Source organism: Microvirga pakistanensis (assembly GCF_004458765.1).
Taxonomy (GTDB): domain Bacteria; phylum Pseudomonadota; class Alphaproteobacteria; order Rhizobiales; family Beijerinckiaceae; genus Microvirga; species Microvirga pakistanensis.
This window is the reverse complement of record NZ_SPJX01000652.1, coordinates 181,006-202,869: the sequence shown is the minus strand read 5'-3', so window position 1 is coordinate 202,869 and position 21,864 is coordinate 181,006. Positions and strand designations below refer to the sequence as shown.

The following is a 21,864-nucleotide window of genomic DNA, read 5'->3' as shown; positions in this document are numbered from 1 at the left end:
TCCGGTGGATGCTCAATGAATGGCGGCTTGGCGCGGCTTCTTCTTGGCCGTCACGCCCAGGTGCTGCTCGAGGGGCGCGGGATCGTCGATCAGGGATCGGCTCGACCCCGCATGCACGATGGTACCGCGATCCAGGATGATGGCGCTATCCGTCACGCCTAGGACTTTTTGGGCATGCTGCTCCACCACCACGGCCGACATGCCCTCGCTCTGGATGATGCGCCTGAGCGCCGCCAGCAATTCCTCGACGATGATGGGCGCGAGTCCCTCCGTGGGCTCGTCCAGCAGCAGGAGCTTCGGGTTGAGCACGAGCGCGCGGGCGATCGCCAGCATCTGCTGCTCGCCGCCGGAGAGTTGGTTGCCCATGTTGGCGCGGCGCTCCTTCAGGCGCGGGAACATCTCGTAGACGCGAGAGACCGTCCACAGGCCGGGGCGGGCCACGGCGGTCAGGTTCTCCTCGACGGTCAGCGATTTGAAGATATTGCGTTCCTGCGGCACCCAGCCGATGCCGGCGAGTGCGCGCTTGTCGGGCCGCGTGGTGGCAAGATCCTTCCCATCGAGCACAATGGTGCCGCCCCTGTGACGCGTCACGCCGATGATCGTATTGAGCAGCGTGGTCTTGCCGGTTCCGTTGCGCCCCAGCACCGCGAGCGACTCGCCCGGTTGCAGGCGCAAGTCGATCTTCGAGATGACGACGGCGTCGCCGTAGCCGGCCGACACCTGATGCAGATGGAGGAGTTCACTCATCGACGCTCTCCCCGAGATAGACCGCCCGCACCCTCGGGTCGGCCGAGACCTCCTCGACGCTGCCCTCGGTGAAGAGCGCCCCGTTGACGAGAACGGAGATCCTGTCGGCGAAGCTGAAAACCAGGTCCATGTCGTGCTCGATCAGGAGCACCGAGACATCGCGCGGAAGAGCCGCGACCGTGGCGAGCAATTCATGTCGCTCCGCCTCCGGCACGCCGGCGGCAGGCTCGTCGAGAAGGAGCACCCGCGGACGGCACGCGAACGCCACGGCGATTTCGAGAAGGCGCTGCTTGCCATAGGCGAGGTTCGACGTGCGCTCGTCGAGCACGTCGGCGAGGCGGAAGCGCTGCGCGATCTCGACGATCTCGTCGACGATTTCGCGCCGGCTGCCGGTGACGCGCCACCAGTCGCGCCCGCCTCCCAAGCGCTCGGATACCGCGAGGCCGATGGTCTCCAGCGGCGTCATGGCCGGGAAGAGCTGGTTGATCTGGAAGGTCCGGGCGAGCCCCCGCTGCACCCGTCGTTCCGGCCGCAGGCCTGTGATGTCCTCACCCTGCAGCAGGATCTGCCCGGAGGTCGGCTTGAGAACGCCGGTGAGCAGATTGATGAGGGTGGTCTTGCCCGCGCCGTTCGGGCCGATGAGGGCGTGGCGCGCGCCCTGCTCCAGCCGGAACGTCACGTTGTCGGTGGCCACGAGGCCGCCGAAGCGCTTCATGAGCCCCCTGGTTTCGAGTGCGGCCGCCATGTCAGACCTCCCGCGCCGGGGTGACGGGCAGGGCCTGAGCCTTCCCGTCCGGGGAAGGTCGCGACCGCGGCCACAGGGCTTTGACCCGGTCGGTCAGGCGCTCGCGCCCGGCAAGCACGAGCACCACCAGGATCAGCCCGATCCAGAACTGCCAGTATTGCGGCGTCCAGGCCGAAAGGATGTCCTGGAGAATCTTGAACCCGATGGCGCCGAGGAGCCCGCCGTAGAGATAGCCGGCGCCGCCGATCACCAGAACGAGCATGATGTCGGCCGAGCGGTGAAAGGCGAGCACGTCGAGCGACACGAACTGGGTGGTTTGCGCCAGGAGCGCGCCCGCTACGCCCGCATAGGCCGCAGCCAGCGTGTAGACCGCCACGAGGCGGCGGTTGACCGGGATGCCCACCGCGCGGGCGCGCAGCGGGTTGTCGCGGATCGAACGCAGCGAAAGCCCGAAGGGCGACACCACGATGCGGCGCGCGATGACGAAGAGAACGAAGGTGACCGCGAGGCTGTAGGCATAGGCCGTCGTGCCGAAGATGTCGAACTCGAACAGGCCGAGAACCGGCCCCATGGAAATGCCCTGGAGGCCGTCGGCGCCGCCGGTGAGCCAGGACGCCTGGTTGGCGATCTCGCCGAGCAGGAGCGCGACCCCGAGCGTCACCATCAGCTTCGTGAGGTCGGTTCCGCGAAGGACGAGAAAGCTCGTGGCGAAGCCGAGAAGGGCCGTGGCGAGCGATGCAACGGCCAGCCCGAGCAGCGGATCGGCCAACCCGTGCTTCGCCAGGATCCCGGCGGCATAGGCCCCGAATCCGAAGAAGGCCGCGTGGCCCAGGGACACGATGCCGGCATAACCCAGGATCAGATCGAGGGAGAGCGCGAACAGGCCGATGATGGCGATCTCGTTCAGGATGAGATGGCGCTCGGGCAGGAAGACCAGGGTCGCGGCCGCCACGAGCCAGAACGCGATCTCGGCGACGCTCCAACGGCCTTTCCGGACAAGGCGCCTGCGGACGGCATCGGCCGTGCTCGACGGCGTCGCGGTTTCTGCAGTCGGATCAGCGTGCACGGGCGAAGAGTCCTTGCGGGCGAAGAATGAGAACGACGATCATGAGCGTGTAAATGACGAAGGCGCCCAGGCTCGGGACGTAATATTTGCCGGCCACGTCGGCGATGCCGAGGATCAGCGAGGCCAGGAACGGGCCGGTGATGCTGCTCGTTCCGCCCACCGTGACCACGATCAGGAAGTAGATCATGAACTTCAGCGGGAACGTGGGATCGAGGCCCAGGATTTCCGCGCCGAGCGCTCCGCCCAGTCCCGCAAGGCCCGATCCGACGGCGAATGTGGTGGCGAAGATCATGCTCACATTGATCCCGAGCCCGCGGGCGACGCGCGGATCGTCCACGGCGGCCCGCAGGCGGCTGCCGAAGCGGGTCCGGGACAGGATGAGCTGCAGCGCGACGACGAGCACGCCGCAGATCACGATGATGAAGCTGCGGTAGAGCCCGACCTGAATGCCGAGCACGTCGACGCGCCCCTGAAGCCAGGCGGGAAGCTGGATCAGCTGCTGCTGAGAGCCCATGGCATAATCGACGGCGGCCACGGCCATGAAGACCAGGCCGATCGAGAACAGGACCTGGTCGAGGTGGCTGCGCCCATAGAGCGGCCTGTAGAGAGTCCGCTCGAGCAGGAGGCCGACGATGGCCGGGACGATGAAGGCGAGCGGAAGGGTCGCCAGGAACGGCACGCCATAGCGGTTCATCAGAACGGCCGTCACGTAGCCGCCGGCCATGGCGAAGGCGCCATGCGCCAGATTGACGAAGTTCATCAGACCGAGCGTCACGGCCAATCCGCAGGCCAGGACGAACAGCAGCATGCCATACGCGATGCCGTCGAAGAGAATGGTGAGCACGGCGTCTCCGGAAGAATGATAGAAACGCCGCCTCTGCGGGCGGCGTTTCGACCGGTTTCATCGATCAGTTGGACTTGGCGGCCTTCACCGGGTCCTTGACGCTCGGGATCGTCGCGAACTCGACGTTGTAGAGTTCGCCGTTTACCCGCTCGACCTTGCGCACATAGATGTTCTGGATGATGTCGCGGGTCTGCGGGTCGATGCTGACCGGGCCGCGCGGGCTCGTCCAGCTCAGGCCTTTCATGGCATTGATCAGCGCCTCGCCCCCGGCTCCGTTGGACTTCTTCAGCCCCTCGTAGATCACGTGCATGCCGTCATAGCCGCCCAGCGCCATGAAGTTCGGGCGCATGTTGTTGTTGGCCTTCTTGAAAGCCTCGACGAAGGCCTTGTTCTCCGGGCTGTCGTGAGCGGCGGAATAATGATGGGTCGTGATGGCCCCGAGAGCCACGTCGCCCATGCCGTTGAGGATGTCGTCATCGGTCACGTCGCCGGGCCCGATGAGCTTGATGCCGCTCTTGTCGAGACCGCGCTCGACGAACTGCTTCATGAACTGCGCGCCGACGCCCGAGGGGACGAACACGAAGAGCGCATCGGGCTTGGCGTCGGCGACCTTCTGCAGGAAGGGCGAGAAGTCGGGGTTGGCGAGCGGAACGCGCAGGCTCTCCACCTGTCCGCCCTTGGCCGAGAAAGCGCCGGAGAACGCCTTCTCGGCATCGATGCCGGGACCGTAATCGGAGACCAGCGTGACGACCTTCTTGATGCCGTTCTCGGACGCCCAGTTCGCCATCGGCACGGTGGCCTGCGGCAGCGTGAAGCTCGTGCGCACGATATAGGGAGACGCCTCGGTGATCGTGGCGGTGGCCGCCGCCATGACGACGGCGGGCACCTTCGCCTGGGTTGCGAGGGGAGCGGGCGCCAGGGCGAGCGGCGTGAGGCCGAATCCCGCGATCACCCCCACCTTGTCGTTGACGATCAGTTCCTGCGCCAGGCGCTTGGTGACGTCGGCGACGCCGGTATCGTCCTTGACGATCAGCTGGATCTTCTTGCCGGCGACCGTATCGCCGTTCTGCTGCATGTAGAGTTTGGCGGCGGCTTCGATCTGCCGGCCGGTCGAGGCGAATGGACCGGTCATCGGCAGGATCAGGCCGATTTTCATCGCCTCCTGGGCCGATGCCGCGCCCCCGAAAGCCAGGATGGCCAGAGCAGCACCGGCTGCACTCAGAACAGTTCTACGTCGCATGGTTCTTCCTTCCCTCTTCGGCATTTCCTGCCTTCTCTTTCGACTCTTGCGAGGCCGGCGGCATCTCGCGGTCTGCCACCGATGGCGAGCCGGGCGCAGGATCCGTCGACCCTGCGGGACACGTTCTCCACCCGCCTCCCGGGAGGTCTCGAAGCCGAAGTCTTTCCGCTTCTCCGGGGCTATTCGACCTTGATCCCAGTTCGCTTCACGAGATCCCCCAGCGCTCCATTTCCCTGGTGATATGCTGCCGGAACTCCTCCGGAGTATTGGTCCAGACTTCAGCGCCTTCAAGAGACAATCGTCCGGCGATTTCGGGGGCCGCCATGGCGGTTCTGATCTCGGTACCGAGCCGCTCGATCACGGGTTTCGGCGTGCCGGCCTGCACCAGGATGCCGTACCACTGGGACGCCTCGAACCCGGAATAGCCGGATCTCGAAACCGTCGGGGCCGCACAAGACGCGGTGCAGCAGACGTTCTTCCTCTACGTGTATGAGCCCGGCGGCAACCGCGTCGAGGTGTGCAACGCCGGCGCGCCTCATCCTCGCGCCCGATTGGAAGACGATCGTCCGGACGGAGGAAGAGCGGAAGAAGGGCCAGGCCTGGGGCATGAAGACGGTCGAGTCGTTCCACACATACGGAACGCCCCCGTGGACGAGATGGAATACCCCCCTCCCGCCCCTCCGCATGGCCGCGTTCAGGCGCGGCCTTCCGGACGATCGCGCAGGCGCACGCCGGTTGGGCGCCTGTCATGTCCACGCATAGGCGAGCGTTTCCCTGAACGCGAAGCGGTTCAGATGGTCCTCGAGGACCTTGCGCATCCGATCACGGGTCTCTTCGTCGGGTACGGTGAGCCTGATCCGGAGATGATCCGGCTCGGCCGTGAGTTCGGCCCTGCGGTCCTCGGAAAAGGGGATCGTGCTGCTCGTCTCGTCGAAGGCGACCGCGAACTTGTGCGACCAGTGCTTGCTCAACTGCTGCAGGTAGCGGCTCGCATGCGCCGTGGGAACCCTCGCCTCGGTTGAAAGCATTCTCGATCCTGATCGTTTCCTGAGCAGCCGCCCGCGTGCCGGAATCTGCGGCCCGCTCCCGCTCGTTGCATCCAAGAGCAGGGACGCGCAAGTCCCTGCTCAATCCCTCGAGTCCCTGCTCGACCCCTCCAGAGGCTCAGTCCTCGCACGCGGCCGCCGTGTCCCGGTCCTCTCGATAACGATTTCGCGACGAATCGCGACCCTTTTCGATCGTTTCGATCTTCTGCTCCGCCAGCTGGGCCAGAACGCTGTCAGGCGTGGTTTCCCGCAGAGCGCGGACCGCGTCTTTGATCTCGCCGATGGAACGAGCCATCAGGAGCCGGGTCTCTTCGATCCTTGAATTCCGTTCCATCACCATCGGCAATGCTCCACTCGACTGAAATGCAATCAATTGATGTTGAAATGCCGCGGCGGGTGACCGGCAGGCTTGTTCGTGGATCTCGGAGCGGTCGGAGACCCCAAATCTCCTGAAGAGACGCGCAGGTCTCCATGGGGTGACCACTTCATCATGAGCGTAGGCGCTCCTGGGCAACTCCATGCTTACGGTCGGGTTACCGATCTGTAATACACCTCTCCGTTCAGGGAGGTGCTCTCCGTCACATGACGATCGCGTTCCGGAACCCGCTCCCGGCGCCGCATCCGCCGAACGGACCTCTCACATGCCGCTCGCACAATGCTTCCGAACGGGGCCGACGGCGGAAGAGGACGTGGTCTTCGGGCTGTCGATGGACGCAATCAGAGAAGAAAAACACTTTGAAGCAGTTTTAAAGAAGCAATTCCTGCCCCGATCTCAAGGCTGTAGAGGATGTTTTAGAATCAATCCGATCTAATCCTAAGCCCTTGATCTGTTTTGTTTCTTTCAGATATCTCCTGACTGTCGCCGCCTGACGTTAGATCAGGCTGCCTGTGATTGATCGAATCTGCCGACGAGATCTGTGCGCGCCCTGGTGTCCAGGGCGCGAAAGCTGCGCGCCTGTCCGCGCGTCACGGAGCCCTGCCGGCGCAAGGAGATGGGGACCATGCTGCGGAACAGGTGGAATGCCGTGAAGTCGCTCTCCGGAAGCGCGGTCTGCGCTGCCGCGATCGTCGGCCTCCATGGAATGGCCGTCGCCCAGGAGGCTTCGAAAGCCGCGGCGTCCGTGCGCGTCGAGCTGAACAAGATCGAAGCCGCTGGAGAGAACTGCCGCACTTACTTTCTGATCGACAATCGACAGCAGGAGCCGTGGCGCTCCCTCAAACTCGATCTGTTCGCGCTCGACAAGGACGGTGTCGCCGCGAAACGTCTGGCGGTCGAGGTGGGGCCGGTGCCGGGCGGCAAGAAGCTCATCAAGCTCTTCGACTTCCCCGGCCTGAGCTGCCCGCAGATCGGCAGCGTTCTGCTCAACGATGTCGTGGCCTGCGAAGGCGCCGGCGCTTCGCGGGAGGAGTGCCTGGCCGCCATCGAGACGGCCTCGAAGGTCGACGCCGTTTCCTTCGCCAAGTGAGGACCAGCCATGGACCAGATTGCCGCCGCACCGACACATGATCTTTCCTTCCTGGGCCTCTTTCTGCAGGCGGATCCCATCGTCAAAGGGGTCATGATCCTGCTCGTGCTGGCATCCGTGGGCTGCTGGACCATCATGCTGGACAAGCTCCTGCGCTTCATGGCCATCCGCCGCCAGGCGCGCGCCTTCGAGACCGCGGCTCGCGCCGGAGGCAAGCTCGACCCGCAGATGCCCGGAACCAGCGGACGCATCGTGGCGGCGGGCTACGAGGCGTGGCGCGACCAGGACCCGTCCGAGACTCGTGCGGAACGCCGCGAGCGGATCGAGCGCGCCATGCGCGCGGCGCTCTCCGTCGACCTGCGGCAGCTTCAGGTGGGCCTCGCGTTTCTCGCCACCACCGGCTCGGCCGCTCCGTTCATCGGCCTGTTCGGCACCGTGTGGGGCATCATGAACTCGTTCTCGGCGATCGCGACGAGCCAGGACACCAGCCTCTCGGTCGTGGCTCCTGGCATTGCGGAAGCGCTGTTCGCCACGGCGATCGGCCTCGTGGCGGCCATTCCCGCCGTGATCGCCTACAACAAGCTCACCACCGACCTCGGCCGCCTTCAGCAATCCTTCGCGGCGGGGATCACCGCGCTCGGCGACCGCCTGGCCCGCGACCGCAAGCCTCACATCCGGTCGGAGGCCGCCGAATAATGGGCATGGGACCGCTCCGCACGACGGATTCCGACGACGAGTTCGGCGCAAGCCCTCTGTCGGACATCAACGTCACGCCGATGGTCGACGTGATGCTCGTGCTGCTCATCATCTTCATGGTCGCGGCGCCCCTCATGACGGTCGGCGTTCCCGTGCAGCTGCCGAAGACCGCGGCCCCGAAGGTCGCCCAGCCGAAGCAGCCGGTCGTCGTCACCATCGACCAGCAGGGTCAGCCGTTCCTCGACAAGGAGCCGCTCGCGCCCGAAGCCCTCATGCCGCGCCTTCGGGAGCTCGCGAGCGCGGATCCCTCCCAGGTGGTTCTGGTGCGGGGGGACAAGGCCGTCGCTTACGGGCGCATCGTCGAGATCATAGGCCAGATCAACGCCGCAGGCTTCAGCAAGGTGTCCCTGATCGCGCAGGCGCCCGGCGGGTCGCGTCCCTAAACGGCAGCCGTTCGCATGTTCGCTCAGAGTACAGGATCCCTGCAGGAGCCGCGCCGCGTCGGGATGGCGTTCCTGACGGCGCTCGCCCTCCATGCCGGCGCGCTGCTGGCGGTCACTCTCTGGCGGTCGGACCAGGCCGTCCAACCGCCCGGCGAGCAGGAAGTCACCATCGATCTCGCTCCGGCCATGGAGAATATCGAGTCGGTCGCGCCCGCCGAAGTCTCGGCGCCCGACATTCCGCCGGTCGAGGCCGAGATGCAGCCGCCGGCGCCCCCTGTCACGGAGGCCCTGCCCGCCGAAGAGCCGGTCGAAGAACCGCCTCCGGAGATGTCGGAGGCCACCGAAGTGGAAGCCGTGCCCGTCGAGGAGGCCATCGCGCCCGAAGCCGTGCCGGCCCTGGCCCCGTCCGAAGTGGTGGTCGCCCAGCCTCTGGAGGAGCAGCCCGCGCCGAAACCCGTGAAGCCGCCGCCTCCCAAGGTGGCTGAGCGCAAGCCTGCCCCCAAGCCTGCCCCCAAGCCTGCCCCCAAGCCCGCCCCCACGCCGCGCCGCGTGACGGCCGAACGCAGCCCTCCTCCCGCCGCCGCCCGCCAGGGGCAGGCTTCGTCGTCGCGCGAGAACACGCAAGGGTCGGCCGCATCGGCGGATCCGAACGTGCTCAACCGCTATGCGGCGAGCCTCGCGGCGGCCCTCCGCAACCGCCTCCGTTATCCCGAGCAGGCGCGCAGCCAAGGCGTCTCCGGCATCGCGACCGTGCGCTTCTCCATGGACCGCTCCGGGCAGATCATCAGCGCCACCGTCGTTCGCAGCGCCGGCCACCCGATGCTCGACAGCGCCGCCCTGGCGGCGGCTCGTCCGGGCTCGTCGCTTCCGGCCGCTCCGGACGCCCTGCCGCAGCAGCAATTCACCTTCTCCGTGCCCCTGCGCTTCAGCCTGCGCTGACGGAGGGGCGGACCTGCCCGGCGCGGCACGCGACGCCCGGGCGGGATGGATGGCCATCGAGCCCTCACGGGTCCGGACAGCCTCAATCCGGTCCGGGCCAGCGGCTTGCGGGGCCCGTCGATAAGTCTTGCATCGATATATCAAAAGAGTTCAGAATGACCCGGAGTGGCCTCGGACCTCCGGTCCCGCCCTGTTTCGTCGTTTGAGCGGCAACGGTTTTTAGGATCGGCAGGTGAGTTTGAGTTCCCACAAGCGCGCGGAGGAGAAGAACGTGGAGGACGCTCTGCGGGCATCGCCCAGGGTATATGGGACGGTTGCCGGACCGGGAACGGCCGAGCGCTCGGCCGAGGAGCGCTTGGCCGACATCCTCGAAGGGATGGAGGACGCCTTCTGCACCCTCGACCGGAACTGGCGCTATACCTACATCAACCGAGCCGCCGAGACGTTTCACGGTCAGCCGCGGGAAGCGATGCTGGGAAGAGCCGTCTGGGACGCTTTCCCCTGGACTCCGGCAGCCGATGGCAGGGCCCGCTACGAGGAGGCCATGGAATCGGGCCTGCCCGCAACGTTCGAGACGGCGCCGGTGCGGAGCCCGGACAGGATCTGCGAAGTCCACCTGTTTCGATACGCGGACGGCCTCGGGGTCCAGTTCAGGGACAAGACCGACCAGCGTCGCACCGAAGAGGCCTTGCGCACGAGCGAGGCGCGGCTGCGTCTGGCCCTCAATGCGGGCCGCCTCGCCGTTTGGGAACACGACATCGGAACGGGAATTCTCCATCCGTCACCGGAACTCAAGGTGCTGCTGGGTTTCCGCCCGGACCGGAACCTCACCACGGACGAACTTCGGGACCGCTACCACCCTGACGATTACGAGCACCTCCATGCGGCCGCCCAGACGGCGCTTTCCCGCGGCGAACGGCGCTTCGAGGCCGAGTTCCGCTTCCGCTGCGGGGATGGTGTCTGGCGGTGGTTCCTCCTGCGGGCGGAGATCCTGTTCGAACAGGGGCTGCCGATCCGGATGATCGGCGTGCTCCTGGACATCACCGATCGCAAGACGGTGGAGCATGCCCTTCGCGAAAGCGAAGCAAGGCTGATGGCCGTGGCCGACAACATCCCGCTGACCATGATCTACCAGATCGTGAGTTCTCGGGACGGTTCCGAACGCAAGTTCGTATATGTCTCGCGCAGCTGCCTGCGCGTGAACGGCGTCCCATCTGAAGATGTCCTGAAGGATCCGACTCTTCTCTACAAACTGGTTCTACCTGAATACATCCCTCTGATCGCATCGGCAGAGGTAGAGGCTCTTCGCAATCTCGAGCCATTCGATGTCGAAATCGCCCTTCGGCATGCGCAAAGCGGCGAAGTCCGGTGGAATCGGCTTATCTGGGCTCCGCGCCTATCATCAGAAAACGAAGTTATCTGGGACGGGGTGCAGATCGATGTGACTGACCGTCGGCGCGCCGAGGATGCCGTGAGGGCAAGCGAAGAACGTCTCAGGATGCTGCTGGAGCGCATGCCCGTCGGTGTGACCCTGGCGAGGATTCCAACCGGAGACATCCTTTTCCAGAACGCGATGTCGGTGGACCTGCTCGGGCCGAAGACCACGTTCATGGGGGACGAGGCCGATGCCGGGTTCGGAGCGGTTCGCCGCAACGGAGCCGCCGCCTATGACGAGCAAGAATCCATCACGCGGGCCATTCTGCGCGGAGACGTGGTCGACCGGGACGAGGTGATCTACCATCGCCCAGACGGTCGAATCGTGAACCTGGTGGTCAATTCGGCCCCCATCGAGGGCATCGGCAACGACACTCTGGCCATGAGCACGTTCTACGACGTTACCGAGCGAACCCGGGCCGAGGAGCATTTGCGCCTGCTGATCAACGAACTGAACCATCGGGTGAAGAACACCCTGGCGACGGTCCAGTCGCTCGCGGCCCAAAGCCTCCGCGACGTTCAATTGTCGGACGAGGGCACGGCTCTCGCGGCAAAGGGCGCGTTCGAAGAACGCATTTTCGCGCTGGCCCGAGCCCATGACGTGCTGACACGGGAGAACTGGGAGAGCGTCAGCCTTCTGGACATCCTCAGGCAGGCGATCGCCCCCTACCGGGGAAGGGTGGTCGGCAATGATCCCTTCATCATCTCCGGAACGGATATCCGCCTGCCGCCTCAAACCGCTCTCAGCCTCTCCATGGCCTTTCACGAGCTCAGCACCAATGCCGTCAAGCATGGGGCCCTGAGCAGACCTGGAGGATGCGTGCGCATCACATGGGCCGAGCGTCCGTCAGGCGACAAGCCGTCCCTTGCGATCCGCTGGGAGGAGCTCGGAGGCCCCCCCGTCTCGCCTCCGCTCTGCAAGGGGAAAGGATTCGGAACCCGCCTCCTCGAGCGCGGCTTGGCCCGCGAGTTGGACGGCAAGGTTCTGCTTTGCTACGAACCGACGGGCGTGGTCTGCAGCATCGATTTCCCATTGAGGACAAATCCCAAGCCCTCGTGAAAAGAACGGCCTGAAATATTGGCGATCCCGGGAAGACTCGAACTTCCGACCTCCGGTTTAGGAATCGACGATTCGTTACGTTGCCACAATTGACGCTAGTTGATGGGCCTCGACGTGATTACGCTAAGTTGCAACGCCCCGGTCAGGCCCCGGCCGATTAGATACTCGTGAAATGGCGTGAAACATAGCAATGCCGCGTGTAAGCCTGTGCAGGCAGAAAACTGCAAGCGCGGAGTAACCGCGAGGCTGGGAATTCGCCGAATACCTTGAGAGCAACACGAAAGTCACGTGCTGGGCAAAAGCCAAAGATCCCCCGGGCAGGCCCAGTGAGCCGCTACTTCTTGGATCCCGTGCTCGGGTTCACTGATCCCTTTGTAGAAGGCGCTGCGGCAATGGTCTTCGGCTTTGCTGCCTTCGGTTTTTTGGCTTCGCGGTTTCCGCGCTGTTCGCCCTTTGCCATCTCTGCTTCTCCTGGTCTGGTCGACGAGGGTAACACCTGCCGACTCACAAGGGAACGTTGATGCACTTAAAGAAACCCTGATCGCCTCTGGAATAAAGGGTGGTGTGTCGGTCTCTCAGCCAGCGGGCTCGCCCAAGATATGTAAGTTGGATCCGTGCGCAGCGGATGCCGCATCTGAAGCCCTTAGGATCATCGTAGTCCTTTGGGCAGCCTCATATCCTTCTGGCGCCGAGGCCGAGGCTCGCGCCAGCCCTGGACATGGGCATGAACCGTCTCGCCTGTTTCCGCATTTCGCCACGCCCCATCGGCGTATTCACACCGGAACGGCAGGATGTATGTCCCCACGTGATCTTCAGCCAGGGCTTCAACCTGTTGGCCGGAGGCAGGAGCCCGGTCAATGACGAATTCTTCTAGGCGTACCTTTCGTGTGACCATACTCTCGTTTGTCTCAGCAGGTGATGTTATGGAGCAGCAAGGCCGTGATCGGCGATAAGAGCTCCATCGGGTTATGAAGGTAAAGGGTGGTCCCTTCGTCTCGCAAGGCCGCACCAAGAGCAACTTTTCCAACTTCACTTAACCTTGAAAGAAAAGGCCGCCCAATGGGCGGCCCTCATTATTATTGGCGTTAAGGAAGGGCTTAGAAGTCCATGCCGCCCATGCCGCCCATGCCGCCGCCCGGCATCGCCGGAGCAGATTCCTTCTTCGGAGCCTCGGCCACCATGGCCTCGGTGGTGACCAGCAGACCAGCGACTGACGCCGCATTTTGGAGAGCCGTGCGGACGACCTTCGCCGGATCGACGATACCGGCCTGGAGCAGATCCACGAACTCTTCCGTCTGAGCATTGAAGCCGAAGGTATCCGACGAGGTGTTGTCGTTGATCTTGCCAACAACCGTGGAGCCCTCGACGCCAGCATTCTCGGCGATCTGGCGGATCGGAGCCTCAAGGGCGCGCAGCACGATGTTGATACCGGACTTCACGTCCGGGTTGTCGCTGGTGAGCTTGGCGACCGCAGCTTTGGCGCGCAGCAGAGCCGTGCCGCCGCCGGGAACGATGCCTTCTTCCACCGCAGCGCGGGTGGCATGCATGGCATCGTCGACGCGGTCCTTCTTCTCCTTCACCTCGACCTCGGTCGCGCCGCCGACGCGGATCACCGCGACGCCGCCTGCGAGCTTGGCGAGGCGCTCCTGGAGCTTCTCGCGGTCGTAGTCCGAGGTGGTCTCCTCGATCTGCGCCTTGATCTGAGCAACACGAGCCTCGATGTCTTCCTTCTGGCCGGCGCCGTCGATGATCGTGGTGTTCTCCTTCTCGATGCGAACGCGCTTGGCGCGGCCGAGCATCGGAAGCGAGACGTTCTCGAGCTTGATGCCGAGGTCTTCGGAGATCGTCTGGCCGGCGGTGAGAACGGCGATGTCCTCCAGCATGGCCTTGCGGCGGTCGCCGAAGCCCGGCGCCTTCACGGCCGCGATCTTGAGGCCGCCGCGCAGCTTGTTCACCACGAGGGTGGCCAGAGCCTCGCCCTCAATGTCCTCAGCCACAATCAGCAGCGGCTTGCTGGTCTGAACGACAGCCTCAAGGATCGGCAGCAGCGACTGCAAGGAGGAGAGCTTCTTCTCGTGGATGAGGATGTAGGGGTCCTCGAGCTCCGCGATCATCTTCTCGGCGTTCGTGATGAAGTACGGCGAGAGATAGCCGCGGTCGAACTGCATGCCTTCCACGACATCGAGTTCGGTCTCGGCGGTCTTGGCCTCCTCGACCGTGATCACGCCCTCGTTGCCGACCTTCTGCATCGCCTGAGCAATCATCTCGCCGATGTCCTTGTCGCCGTTGGCGGAAATCGTGCCGACCTGGGCGATCTCTTCCGACGAGGCGACCTTCTTGGCTCGGGCCTGGATGTCCTTGACGGCTTCGGCAACAGCGAGATCGATCCCACGCTTGAGGTCCATGGGGTTCATGCCGGCGGCCACCGCCTTGGCGCCCTCGCGGACGATGGCCTGGGCGAGAACGGTCGCGGTGGTGGTGCCGTCACCCGCCACATCGCTCGCCTTCGAGGCGACTTCGCGCACCATCTGGGCGCCCATGTTCTCGAACTTGTCGGAGAGTTCGATTTCCTTGGCGACGGTGACGCCGTCCTTGGTGATGCGCGGAGCACCGAAGGACTTTTCCAGCACCACATTGCGGCCCTTGGGACCCAGTGTGACCTTTACGGCATTGGCAAGAATGTCGACGCCGCGCAGCATGCGATCGCGAGCATCAGAGGAAAACTTTACGTCTTTGGCAGCCATGAGCTGAACTCCTGTTGGTTCTTATCTGGTCGGGGCTTGGCTGTTTTAAGCGGCCTTCTGCGCTTCAGCAGACTGCTCAATCACGCCCATGATGTCGGATTCCTTCATGATCAGGAGGTCCTGACCATCGATCCGCACCTCGGTGCCGGACCACTTGCCGAACAGAACGCGGTCGCCGGCCTTCACATCGAGAGCAGCGATCTTGCCGCTCTCATCACGGGCGCCCGGGCCGACGGCGATGACTTCGCCCTCTTGCGGCTTTTCCTTGGCGGTGTCCGGGATGATGATGCCGCCGGCCGTCTTCTCTTCGGCCTCGATGCGGCGGACGACGACGCGGTCGTGCAGCGGACGGAACTTCATGGGTGAGCCTCCTTATTCTTGAATGGGAGGCACTCGTCTGCGCCGAGCAGCACGATTAGCACTCGACGCATAGGAGTGCTAACACGAGTTAATAACTTGATGCTACGGTTCAGGCAAGCTCATCTTTCAAGAGAAGCTGAACCGTATTCTTATGAGCCGCGTTGAACCCGTGAGGCCACTTGGCCGTTCAAAAATGGGGTTCAGCAGTGTTGAGTTTCGATGCCGTTGAAGAGATCTGCGAGAGCAAGCGGACAACTCTTGTGATCCACCCAATTATCCGGCGAGCCATCAAAGGATACGAGGAAAGCTTCTATGTCGGGCTCCGCTGCTTTCTTGCGGGAGAAACCGATGGCCTGTTCTTTCTCCCTCTTCGGAGCGGTGGCTATGTGCGACTGGTTTTCTCAAAGCGTGTCTCGCCTGGAGGGTACAATCTTCTCAGGATCGACCCACTCACGAACGAAGGCCTAGGTCGAATCAAAGCTGCTTTCTCCGAGTAAGCACAGGTCGCACCTCCCGAGATTAAGTGGCAGCTGCTAGTCGCGGTTGGCCGACGGAAGGCAAGAAAGCGCGTCTCGCATCTTGTCCTCGGGCATGATCGGCTGCCGAGGCCGATTCCAGCGCGAAGGTGACGTCACCTAGCCGGCGTGGCATTTAGTCATCCAGTCCATCTACGGAAAATTGAGAGCGCTAGCAGTCGACGACTGTTCCGGCTCTTGACGCAAGATAAGCTGTAAGTGAGAGAAGCTCACCGTTCGAGAGTCAATCTTGACAGCTTCGACCTCGGTTCATCCTCAAAGCCTCTTCGAGCACATGCTGTTCAACTCTTTTGCGTTCCTGCTTGTCTTCTTACCGGTTGCACTCGCCCTGCATTGGCTCGTCGAACGCTTTCGTCCGGAGTACCGGCTGCCGCTCCTGCTCGTTCTGTCCTTCCTGTTCTATGGCTACTGGGACTGGCGGTTCGCCCCCTTGCTCGCCGCTTCCATCCTCGTGAACTGGCTCGTCGCTCAAGCTTTCCTGCAGACCCGGCGCGAGCTGCTGATTACCTTGGCCTTAGCCGCAAACCTCCTGCTGCTCGGAGTGTTCAAGTATTTCAATTTTTTCGCGGGACTGGCAGTCCTCATTCCCGGGGTTGCAGCACCCAAATGGGACGTGGCCTTGCCGCTGGGCATCTCGTTCTTCACTTTTCACCACGTGATGTACCTGGTTGACCTGAAAGCTGGGCGGGCGCCGTGCTATGATCTGATGCGCTACGCGCTCTACATCGCCTTCTTCCCTCAAGTGCTGGCTGGTCCACTCGTCCGCTGGAGTGAGATCATGCACCAGCTTGATGAGCGGCCTTACAAGCGACCCGATGCAGCGGAGCGGTTTGCCAGGGGACTGATGTTGCTGACCGTTGGCCTCGCAAAGAAGGTGTTCATCAGCGACCCACTGGCGGAGTACGTGAATCCCGTCTTCGAGCAGGCTGCGACAGGCGGCATCGTCACAGTTGCCGAGGCGTGGCAGGCGACGCTCGGCTTCACGTTCCAGATTTACTTCGATTTCTCAGGCTACACCGACATGGCGCTTGGCATTGCGCTGATGCTTGGAATCGTCCTGCCGCAGAACTTCGACAAACCCTACACCGCTACGTCCCTGCAGGATTTCTGGCGGCGCTGGCACATGACACTGTCCCGATTTTTGCGGGATTATCTCTACATTCCGCTGGGAGGAAGCCGAAACGGTCTTGCCGTTCAGGTGGGAGCACTGTTCATCACGATGGCGCTCGGCGGCCTGTGGCATGGCGCGGGCCTTACCTTCGTTGCGTGGGGTGTAGCACACGGGATCGGGCTTGGCGCTGGTGTGCTGTGGCGGCGAGCAGGACTGCGGATGCCTGATCCGGCCGGCTGGGCTTTAACACTGTTGTTTGTCATTTTCACCTGGGTGTTGTTCCGTGCCCCTAGCTTCGATGCGGCCCTGCGGATCTATGAGGGTCTGATTGGACTTGTGCCGTTGGGCAACGGGTTCAAGTGGCAGCTGATTGCGGTGGCAGCGGCCATTGCCTGTCTCGGCCCCACCGCTTGGGCGGCCGTTCGGGCTGTTCCGCCTTGGCGCCCAATTGCCGTAGGCGTTGCCGCGGCTCTCGTTGCAATCCTGTTTCACATTGGCGATGCCGCCAACATCGAATTCATTTACTTCCAGTTCTGAAGGACTGAGTCTCCATGTCTGCCCCAGCCCAGCACCATTCCTGGACACGCTTCGCACTTTGGGTGGTGTGCTCGGCGTTCGGCTCTCTCTCAGCGCTGTTGGTCGCTCTCTACCTAATTGATCCCTACGACACAGGGCGCTCGCCGCTTTCCGGAGCATCGCAACTGCGGGGACAAAAGGAACTCAATGCGACAGCCAGTGTCGGGCGCAATCCGAATTTCACAGGCGCTGTGATCGGCAATTCCACCATTGCGCTTGTGATGCCCTCCCAACTGACGGCAATGACTGGAATCCCATTTGCGCAACTCGCTGTTGCCGGCAGCCATGTACCGGAGCAACTCACTGTCCTCGATTGGTTCATGAGGCATCATGGCAGCACCACCAAGGCGTTGGTGTTCTCGATCGACCGAGACACCTGGTGCACCCGCGACCCGGAGAAGCCCGGACAGAATCCATTCCCCTTTTGGCGATTCAGCAAATCACCGCTGGAGTATCTCTCAGGGTTGATCAGCGTCAGCAGCGTTGAGCAAGCAGGGCGGCGCCTGGGCCTCACTCGTACGGCCAAGGCCCAGTCGGCGGCCGACGGCTACTGGGACTACGAGCCGCTCTATGCTGCGCAGATGGCCGACCCTCGAAGGATGGAAAAGCTCCATACACGTTCAGACGATCAGGTGGGTGGCTTAACAAAATCGTTTCCGGCCGCCGATGTGCTGGAGCAGAAGCTGAGAATGCTGCCTGCAGATGTTTCCGTCGTGTTGGTGTTCCCGCCCGTGTTTACGGCGAAGCAGCCCCGGCCGAAGACTCCACGCTACGTTTCCGAGCAAGCCTGCCGGAGGCGCTTTGTCGAGCTCGCGTCGCGGCGACCAAACACTGCGGTGGTCGACTGGTGGAATGATCGTCGTGGGATGACTGGGCCAGATCTGTTCATTGACCATATCCACTATCTTCATCCAATCGCTCGGGCCCTCGAGCAGGAAATAGCAGCGGCTTTACAGAAAGTGCAAAGGAGCGCGGGCGTAGACCGGATCAATTAAGGTGTCTTTGCTTTTGCCAAACCCTTGTATGGTGCTCAATTCTTTGCGCGCCAAGCCGTGCATTAGCTCTTTCATGGTCCTGGATTCAGATCAGCATACCGCATCTTATCAATGCAGCATCAAGCCTTATCGTACGAGCGTACTGTCCGTACGCCCCGTCATGGAACTACCAGGAACCGCGGTGCCATGGCCATATACGCGGGCGCGGAGGTGCCGCCGGGCTGGCGTGGGGCCACGGAGTTATAGTAGGGACTAGGATGTGCCGCAGCGGCGTCCGCGGGGCCATGGCGCGGCAGCGTGGGGTATCCCGTGCCCAGTAGCGCCCGCGGATCCACCCGGTCCAGGGCAAGCTAAGCATTACGAGGCAAACTCTTATCGGCTATTTTGTTTCACACCGATGCCTGTCACCGGGAGGTAACCACGGGCACTCTGGCGGCGCTGAAATACTGGCGATCCCGGGAAGACTCGAACTTCCGACCTTCGGTTTAGGAAACCGCTGCTCTGTCCTGCTGAGCTACGGGACCGCACGCGACATGAGATAGCACGGTCATCCCGCAGCGGCCAGACCCTCTCGGCAGAATGCTTGGCATCAGGCCCGGGCGCAGCATTGAGCACCAGCCGGCGAGCCGGATCGACCCCGTTCCTCGTCCTGCCGCGGACCTGCGAAGGCGGGGCTTGCGCCCGGGAAGCGGCAAAGGAACCCGCCGCGCTTCAACCGGTTGGCTGAGGGCAACCGGAGGCATTCCATGGCTCAGACCCTGCGCGATTTTCTCAAGAAGGTTGAGAAGCTCCCTCCCGACACCCTGCTCTGCGTCGCGGAGGTGGACGAGGCTTTTGCCACCCACGTGGAGGAATTCGAAATCGTCGAGAACGCCAAGCCGCAGAACAAGCGATCAGAGGGATTGGAGGCCGTCGAATTGGGCAACGGCAGCCAGACGGTCGTCGTGATCCGCTGGTGAGGCCAAAAGCCTCCTGCCGAGCCTGAAACCATTGGTGGCGCGATCGATTGACCTGGCAGGCCCCCGCTCCACACGCCACGGGCGCTGGGCGGGACATCCCTCGCAGGCAAAGAACGATCAGGATCTTCGCAATGACCAAGAACATTCCCGGCTCCCGGACCAATCCGGAAGGCATCCCGCAGGAAGGACATGGCGGCTCCAACACCCGCGGCACGCAACATCAGCAGGGCAAGGACGGCAACGGCGCCCAGAAGCGCCAGCAAGAGAAGAAATCATGAGCAGCACCGGCAACCGCAGCAACCCGAACGAGACCCGCGTGGCCGGTCATCGGGACGGCCAGGATGATCAGGCCCACACCAACGCCTCCGGCGCGCCCGACATCGGACGCCGGGGCGGCGCGAGCCATCAGGAAACCCGCGAGCACAACAAGCACAACGAGCCGGGCCAGAGCGGACACAAACCGCAGAAGCACAGCCCTGCACAGGAAAAGCACTAGAGTTGCATCCCGAAGCCTAGCCGCAGCTGACGGTCCTTGTATGATCCTCGGCCTCATGTGGGACCGGATATGCGGATCGGAGCTGCGGCAGGCCTTTGGGTGATGCTCACGGTCGGACCCGTGGCGGCGCGGGAATCCCCGCCTGCCTGCAAGGATGAGGCCCGTCAGGACCGACTGGCCGGCATCACGGCCGAGGGTGATCTCGTGCTCGGGTCGGAGCGGCTGGCCCGGCTGGCGGGCATCAGGCTCCCGGACGATTCCCACCACAGGCAGCAGGCTCTGGACTGGCTCAAGCTCCGGGTCGGCGAGCCGCTTGTCGTCTCCATCCAGGGCGATCGAGACCGCTGGGATCGTCGCCCCCTGCGGGCCCGCCTCGGTCCTGCCCAGGCAGGCGGCCCTTCCCAGAGGCTCGATCTCGCCCACGGCCTCGTCGAGGCCGGCCTCGCATTTGTCGACCCCGGAGCCGATCCGGTCTTCTGCCAGCCTGAATTGCTCGCTCTCGAGGAGACGGCCCGCGAGCGACGGCTTGGTCTTTGGGCCGATGGCCGCTATAACCCCATCCTTGCCGATCAAACTGAGCGCTTGAAGGAGCGTGTCGGCAGCTTCGTCATCGTCGAGGGGCGGGTGCGCAGCGTCGGTGAACGCAAGCAGAGAACCTATTTGAATTTCGGGGGGCACTGGGCAGAAGACTTCACAATCATCATCCCGCGGAAAACCTGGATGCAGATGGCCGGGAGAGGCTTTTCGGCGGCTTCGCTGACAGGCCGAGCCCTGCGGGCCCGGGGCATTTTGCAGTCTTGGCAGGGCACCGCCCTTGCCGTTGATTTACCGGAGATGATCGAGCGTCTTGAAGGCGAAGGTCTTCAGGGCAGCAGAGATGAAGATAAACGCTTGGCCCGATGAGCAAGCATGCGCGAGAGACGTCACACAGGTAAGATCCGGATCGCCGCCGGCCTGATGATCGCGGGCCTGGTCTCGGCCTGCTCGGGCCTCGGCGGAAACGGCTCCCTGCCGGCCAACGCGCCGCGCGTGCTCGGGCCGGATCGGGACCGCGACCATATCCGCCTGGTCTCGGCCTTCGGCGGCGAGGGCCGTGCCCCCCAGCTTCAGCGGCTTTTGACCGATGCGGTGAACCGGCTCGTCATGGCCACCGACCGGCCGGACGAGGCCTATCAGGTGACCATCCTCAACTCCCCCGTGGTGAACGCCTTCGCCCTCCCGAACGGCCACCTTTACGTGACGCGCGGCCTGCTGGCCCTGGCGAACGACACCTCGGAAGTCGCGGCCGTCCTCTCGCATGAGATCGCCCATGTCACCCTCCGCCATGCGTCGCAGCGCAGCGAGCTGCAGGCGCGCTCGGAGCTGATCGAGCGCGTGGCCGAGAACGTCCTGAACGATTCCCGGGAGGCCGCGGTGGTGCAGGACCAGGCCCGGTCGACGCTCGCGAGCTTCTCCCGCTCGCAGGAGCTGGAGGCGGATCAGACCGGCATCACGGTGCTGGCCCGCGCCGGCTTCGACCCTTATGGCGCGCCGCGCTTCCTCACGGCCTTGGGCCGCTCCGCGGCCAGCACCGGCGGAACGACCGACCGGGTCGCCTCCCACCCCAGCACCGCCGAGCGCATCGCGAAAGCTCTCCAGGCCGCCCGCCGTGCCGGTCCCCGGGGCATGGGCGAAACCGGGCGTCTCGAATACCTGACCGCCCTCGACGGGCTCGCCTACGGAGACGACCCGAGCGACGGTGTCGTGAAGGGCCGCCGCTTCATCCATGCCCGCCTGGGGGTCGCGTTCGAGGCGCCGGAGGGTTTCACCCTGGAGAATACCTCACAGGCCGTTCTCGGCTCCTCGGCCGATGGCGAGCGCCGGCTGCTGTTCGATGCGGCCGATACTCCGGCCGGGCAGAGCCTGGAGGAGGTGTTGCGGTCCACCTGGACCGACACCATCGAGCCGGGCAGCCTGGTCACGACGACCGTCAACGACCTTCCTGTGGTGACCGGCCTGTCCAACGGCAAGGAATGGACCTTCCGTCTCTCGGCCATTCGCATCGGCAATACCACCTATCGCCTGATCCTGGCGGCCCGCAGCGGCGGTCCGGACCTGGAGACCATATTCCAGCAGACCCTCGGCAGCGTACGCCAGGTGCAGCGCGAGGAGGCTCGCCGCATTCGTCCGCTGAAGGTCCAGATCGTGACGGCGCAGCGCGGTGATACGGCGCAGTCGCTCGCCTCCCGCATGCCTGTCGACCGCCCGCTCGAGCGATTCCTGCTGCTCAATGGCCTTGACCGCACGGCTCCCTTGAAACCGGGTGAGCGCTACAAGATCGTCGTCGAGTAGTGGAAGCCCCCCTTAAGACCAGGCGGACTT

The 21,864-nt window shown here is 63.8% G+C and carries 22 protein-coding genes, 1 tRNA gene and 2 pseudogenes; 14 read left to right on the top strand and 11 right to left on the bottom strand.

Translation table 11 applies throughout. The annotated features are described in order from the left end of the window. Positions 1-12 precede the first annotated feature (12 nt). The 6 genes and pseudogenes from E4K09_RS25735 to E4K09_RS25710 form a co-directional block, all read right to left on the bottom strand. Positions 13-747, bottom strand: a complete 735-nt coding sequence (locus E4K09_RS25735; RefSeq protein WP_134500476.1) for an ABC transporter ATP-binding protein — start codon at positions 745-747, stop codon at positions 13-15. Beyond that, a complete protein-coding gene (locus E4K09_RS25730) occupies positions 740-1,492 on the bottom strand; it encodes an ABC transporter ATP-binding protein (RefSeq protein ID WP_134500475.1) in 753 nt (250 codons plus the stop codon). Before E4K09_RS25730 ends, E4K09_RS25735 begins: the two co-directional genes overlap by 8 nt. A gap of 1 nt (position 1,493) precedes the next feature. Continuing rightward, a complete protein-coding gene (locus tag E4K09_RS25725; protein ID WP_134500474.1) occupies positions 1,494-2,558 on the bottom strand; it encodes an ABC transporter permease subunit in 1,065 nt (354 codons plus the stop codon). Continuing rightward, on the bottom strand, positions 2,548-3,402 hold the full coding sequence (locus E4K09_RS25720; RefSeq protein ID WP_134500473.1) for a branched-chain amino acid ABC transporter permease: 855 nt from the start codon (positions 3,400-3,402) through the stop codon (positions 2,548-2,550). The genes E4K09_RS25725 and E4K09_RS25720 overlap by 11 nt, the downstream gene beginning before the upstream one ends. A gap of 64 nt (positions 3,403-3,466) precedes the next feature. Next, the gene (locus E4K09_RS25715) at positions 3,467-4,642 is read right to left on the bottom strand and encodes an ABC transporter substrate-binding protein (protein ID WP_134500472.1); all 1,176 of its coding nucleotides are present in this window, start codon (positions 4,640-4,642) and stop codon (positions 3,467-3,469) included. Between the two features lie 205 nt (positions 4,643-4,847). Continuing rightward, positions 4,848-5,036: pseudogene (locus E4K09_RS25710) on the bottom strand (tripartite tricarboxylate transporter substrate binding protein); the annotation flags it as partial. Positions 5,037-5,083: 47 nt separating this feature from the next. Between E4K09_RS25710 and E4K09_RS30510 the strand changes: the two are divergent. Continuing rightward, positions 5,084-5,290, top strand: a pseudogene (locus tag E4K09_RS30510) (VOC family protein); the annotation flags it as partial. 98 nt (positions 5,291-5,388) lie between these two features. Here E4K09_RS30510 and E4K09_RS25700 read toward each other — a convergent pair. Then, the gene (locus E4K09_RS25700; RefSeq protein ID WP_134500470.1) at positions 5,389-5,670 is read right to left on the bottom strand and encodes a DUF2218 domain-containing protein; all 282 of its coding nucleotides are present in this window, start codon (positions 5,668-5,670) and stop codon (positions 5,389-5,391) included. 136 nt (positions 5,671-5,806) lie between these two features. Beyond that, the gene (locus E4K09_RS25695) at positions 5,807-6,208 is read right to left on the bottom strand and encodes a hypothetical protein (RefSeq protein ID WP_134500469.1); all 402 of its coding nucleotides are present in this window, start codon (positions 6,206-6,208) and stop codon (positions 5,807-5,809) included. A gap of 481 nt (positions 6,209-6,689) precedes the next feature. On the opposite strand from E4K09_RS25695, the gene E4K09_RS25690 reads away from it, so the two are divergent. The 6 genes from E4K09_RS25690 (at position 6,690) to E4K09_RS29505 (ending at position 12,600) form a co-directional block, all read left to right on the top strand. Continuing rightward, a complete protein-coding gene (locus E4K09_RS25690) occupies positions 6,690-7,154 on the top strand; it encodes a Tat pathway signal protein (protein ID WP_244610685.1) in 465 nt (154 codons plus the stop codon). Positions 7,155-7,163: 9 nt separating this feature from the next. After that, complete coding sequence (locus E4K09_RS25685) at positions 7,164-7,850, top strand: MotA/TolQ/ExbB proton channel family protein (RefSeq protein WP_134500468.1); 687 nt, start codon at positions 7,164-7,166, stop codon at positions 7,848-7,850. Further along, positions 7,850-8,293 (top strand): ExbD/TolR family protein, encoded by a 444-nt coding sequence (locus tag E4K09_RS25680; protein ID WP_134500467.1) that lies wholly within the window; start codon positions 7,850-7,852, stop codon positions 8,291-8,293. The genes E4K09_RS25685 and E4K09_RS25680 overlap by 1 nt, the downstream gene beginning before the upstream one ends. Before the next feature lie 15 nt (positions 8,294-8,308). Beyond that, positions 8,309-9,232 carry an energy transducer TonB family protein gene (locus tag E4K09_RS25675; protein ID WP_134500466.1) on the top strand — a complete coding sequence of 308 codons (924 nt, stop codon included), beginning with the start codon at positions 8,309-8,311 and terminating at the stop codon, positions 9,230-9,232. A gap of 232 nt (positions 9,233-9,464) precedes the next feature. Further along, positions 9,465-11,726, top strand: a complete 2,262-nt coding sequence (locus E4K09_RS25670; RefSeq protein WP_134500465.1) for a PAS domain-containing sensor histidine kinase — start codon at positions 9,465-9,467, stop codon at positions 11,724-11,726. 724 nt (positions 11,727-12,450) lie between these two features. Continuing rightward, entirely contained in the window at positions 12,451-12,600 is a 150-nt protein-coding gene (locus E4K09_RS29505; protein ID WP_166802520.1) for a hypothetical protein, read from the top strand. Between the two features lie 223 nt (positions 12,601-12,823). On the opposite strand, the gene groL is transcribed toward E4K09_RS29505, so the two are convergent. Together groL and groES are read right to left on the bottom strand one after the other, a co-directional pair. After that, entirely contained in the window at positions 12,824-14,470 is a 1,647-nt protein-coding gene (gene groL / locus E4K09_RS25660) for a chaperonin GroEL (protein WP_134500463.1), read from the bottom strand. Between the two features lie 45 nt (positions 14,471-14,515). Next, a complete protein-coding gene (groES, locus tag E4K09_RS25655; RefSeq protein ID WP_134500462.1) occupies positions 14,516-14,830 on the bottom strand; it encodes a co-chaperone GroES in 315 nt (104 codons plus the stop codon). A gap of 810 nt (positions 14,831-15,640) precedes the next feature. On the opposite strand from groES, the gene E4K09_RS25645 reads away from it, so the two are divergent. Both E4K09_RS25645 and E4K09_RS25640 read left to right on the top strand, forming a co-directional pair. Continuing rightward, positions 15,641-17,014 carry an MBOAT family O-acyltransferase gene (locus E4K09_RS25645; RefSeq protein WP_134500544.1) on the top strand — a complete coding sequence of 458 codons (1,374 nt, stop codon included), beginning with the start codon at positions 15,641-15,643 and terminating at the stop codon, positions 17,012-17,014. A gap of 14 nt (positions 17,015-17,028) precedes the next feature. Beyond that, positions 17,029-18,048, top strand: coding sequence for a hypothetical protein (locus E4K09_RS25640; RefSeq protein WP_134500461.1), 1,020 nt, complete (start codon positions 17,029-17,031; stop codon positions 18,046-18,048). A gap of 447 nt (positions 18,049-18,495) precedes the next feature. Here E4K09_RS25640 and E4K09_RS25635 read toward each other — a convergent pair. Then, positions 18,496-18,572 (bottom strand) — tRNA-Arg (locus E4K09_RS25635). 222 nt (positions 18,573-18,794) lie between these two features. On the opposite strand from E4K09_RS25635, the gene E4K09_RS25630 reads away from it, so the two are divergent. From E4K09_RS25630 to E4K09_RS25615, 5 genes are all read left to right on the top strand, one after another. After that, the gene (locus E4K09_RS25630; protein WP_134500460.1) at positions 18,795-19,007 is read left to right on the top strand and encodes a sugar phosphorylase; all 213 of its coding nucleotides are present in this window, start codon (positions 18,795-18,797) and stop codon (positions 19,005-19,007) included. A 131-nt stretch (positions 19,008-19,138) separates the two neighbouring features. Next, the gene (locus tag E4K09_RS29500; RefSeq protein ID WP_160883845.1) at positions 19,139-19,285 is read left to right on the top strand and encodes a hypothetical protein; all 147 of its coding nucleotides are present in this window, start codon (positions 19,139-19,141) and stop codon (positions 19,283-19,285) included. Next, the gene (locus E4K09_RS25625; protein ID WP_134500459.1) at positions 19,282-19,503 is read left to right on the top strand and encodes a hypothetical protein; all 222 of its coding nucleotides are present in this window, start codon (positions 19,282-19,284) and stop codon (positions 19,501-19,503) included. Before E4K09_RS29500 ends, E4K09_RS25625 begins: the two co-directional genes overlap by 4 nt. Positions 19,504-19,572: 69 nt before the next feature. After that, positions 19,573-20,406 (top strand): thermonuclease family protein, encoded by an 834-nt coding sequence (locus tag E4K09_RS25620; RefSeq protein WP_134500458.1) that lies wholly within the window; start codon positions 19,573-19,575, stop codon positions 20,404-20,406. Between the two features lie 6 nt (positions 20,407-20,412). Continuing rightward, complete coding sequence (locus E4K09_RS25615; RefSeq protein ID WP_134500457.1) at positions 20,413-21,834, top strand: M48 family metalloprotease; 1,422 nt, start codon at positions 20,413-20,415, stop codon at positions 21,832-21,834. Positions 21,835-21,864 lie beyond the last annotated feature (30 nt).

Coding starts and splice junctions, on each gene's coding strand:
- E4K09_RS25735 (WP_134500476.1), bottom strand. CDS start 747: ATGAGTGAACTCCTCCATCTGCATCAGGTGTCGGCCGGCTACGGCGAC.
- E4K09_RS25730 (WP_134500475.1), bottom strand. CDS start 1,492: ATGGCGGCCGCACTCGAAACCAGGGGGCTCATGAAGCGCTTCGGCGGC.
- E4K09_RS25715 (WP_134500472.1), bottom strand. CDS start 4,642: ATGCGACGTAGAACTGTTCTGAGTGCAGCCGGTGCTGCTCTGGCCATC.
- E4K09_RS25700 (WP_134500470.1), bottom strand. CDS start 5,670: ATGCTTTCAACCGAGGCGAGGGTTCCCACGGCGCATGCGAGCCGCTAC.
- E4K09_RS25695 (WP_134500469.1), bottom strand. CDS start 6,208: ATGGAGTTGCCCAGGAGCGCCTACGCTCATGATGAAGTGGTCACCCCA.
- E4K09_RS25690 (WP_244610685.1), top strand. CDS start 6,690: ATGCTGCGGAACAGGTGGAATGCCGTGAAGTCGCTCTCCGGAAGCGCG.
- E4K09_RS25685 (WP_134500468.1), top strand. CDS start 7,164: ATGGACCAGATTGCCGCCGCACCGACACATGATCTTTCCTTCCTGGGC.
- E4K09_RS25680 (WP_134500467.1), top strand. CDS start 7,850: ATGGGCATGGGACCGCTCCGCACGACGGATTCCGACGACGAGTTCGGC.
- E4K09_RS25675 (WP_134500466.1), top strand. CDS start 8,309: ATGTTCGCTCAGAGTACAGGATCCCTGCAGGAGCCGCGCCGCGTCGGG.
- E4K09_RS29505 (WP_166802520.1), top strand. CDS start 12,451: ATGAACCGTCTCGCCTGTTTCCGCATTTCGCCACGCCCCATCGGCGTA.
- groL (WP_134500463.1), bottom strand. CDS start 14,470: ATGGCTGCCAAAGACGTAAAGTTTTCCTCTGATGCTCGCGATCGCATG.
- groES (WP_134500462.1), bottom strand. CDS start 14,830: ATGAAGTTCCGTCCGCTGCACGACCGCGTCGTCGTCCGCCGCATCGAG.
- E4K09_RS25645 (WP_134500544.1), top strand. CDS start 15,641: ATGCTGTTCAACTCTTTTGCGTTCCTGCTTGTCTTCTTACCGGTTGCA.
- E4K09_RS25640 (WP_134500461.1), top strand. CDS start 17,029: ATGTCTGCCCCAGCCCAGCACCATTCCTGGACACGCTTCGCACTTTGG.
- E4K09_RS25630 (WP_134500460.1), top strand. CDS start 18,795: ATGGCTCAGACCCTGCGCGATTTTCTCAAGAAGGTTGAGAAGCTCCCT.
- E4K09_RS29500 (WP_160883845.1), top strand. CDS start 19,139: ATGACCAAGAACATTCCCGGCTCCCGGACCAATCCGGAAGGCATCCCG.
- E4K09_RS25625 (WP_134500459.1), top strand. CDS start 19,282: ATGAGCAGCACCGGCAACCGCAGCAACCCGAACGAGACCCGCGTGGCC.
- E4K09_RS25620 (WP_134500458.1), top strand. CDS start 19,573: ATGCGGATCGGAGCTGCGGCAGGCCTTTGGGTGATGCTCACGGTCGGA.
- E4K09_RS25615 (WP_134500457.1), top strand. CDS start 20,413: ATGCGCGAGAGACGTCACACAGGTAAGATCCGGATCGCCGCCGGCCTG.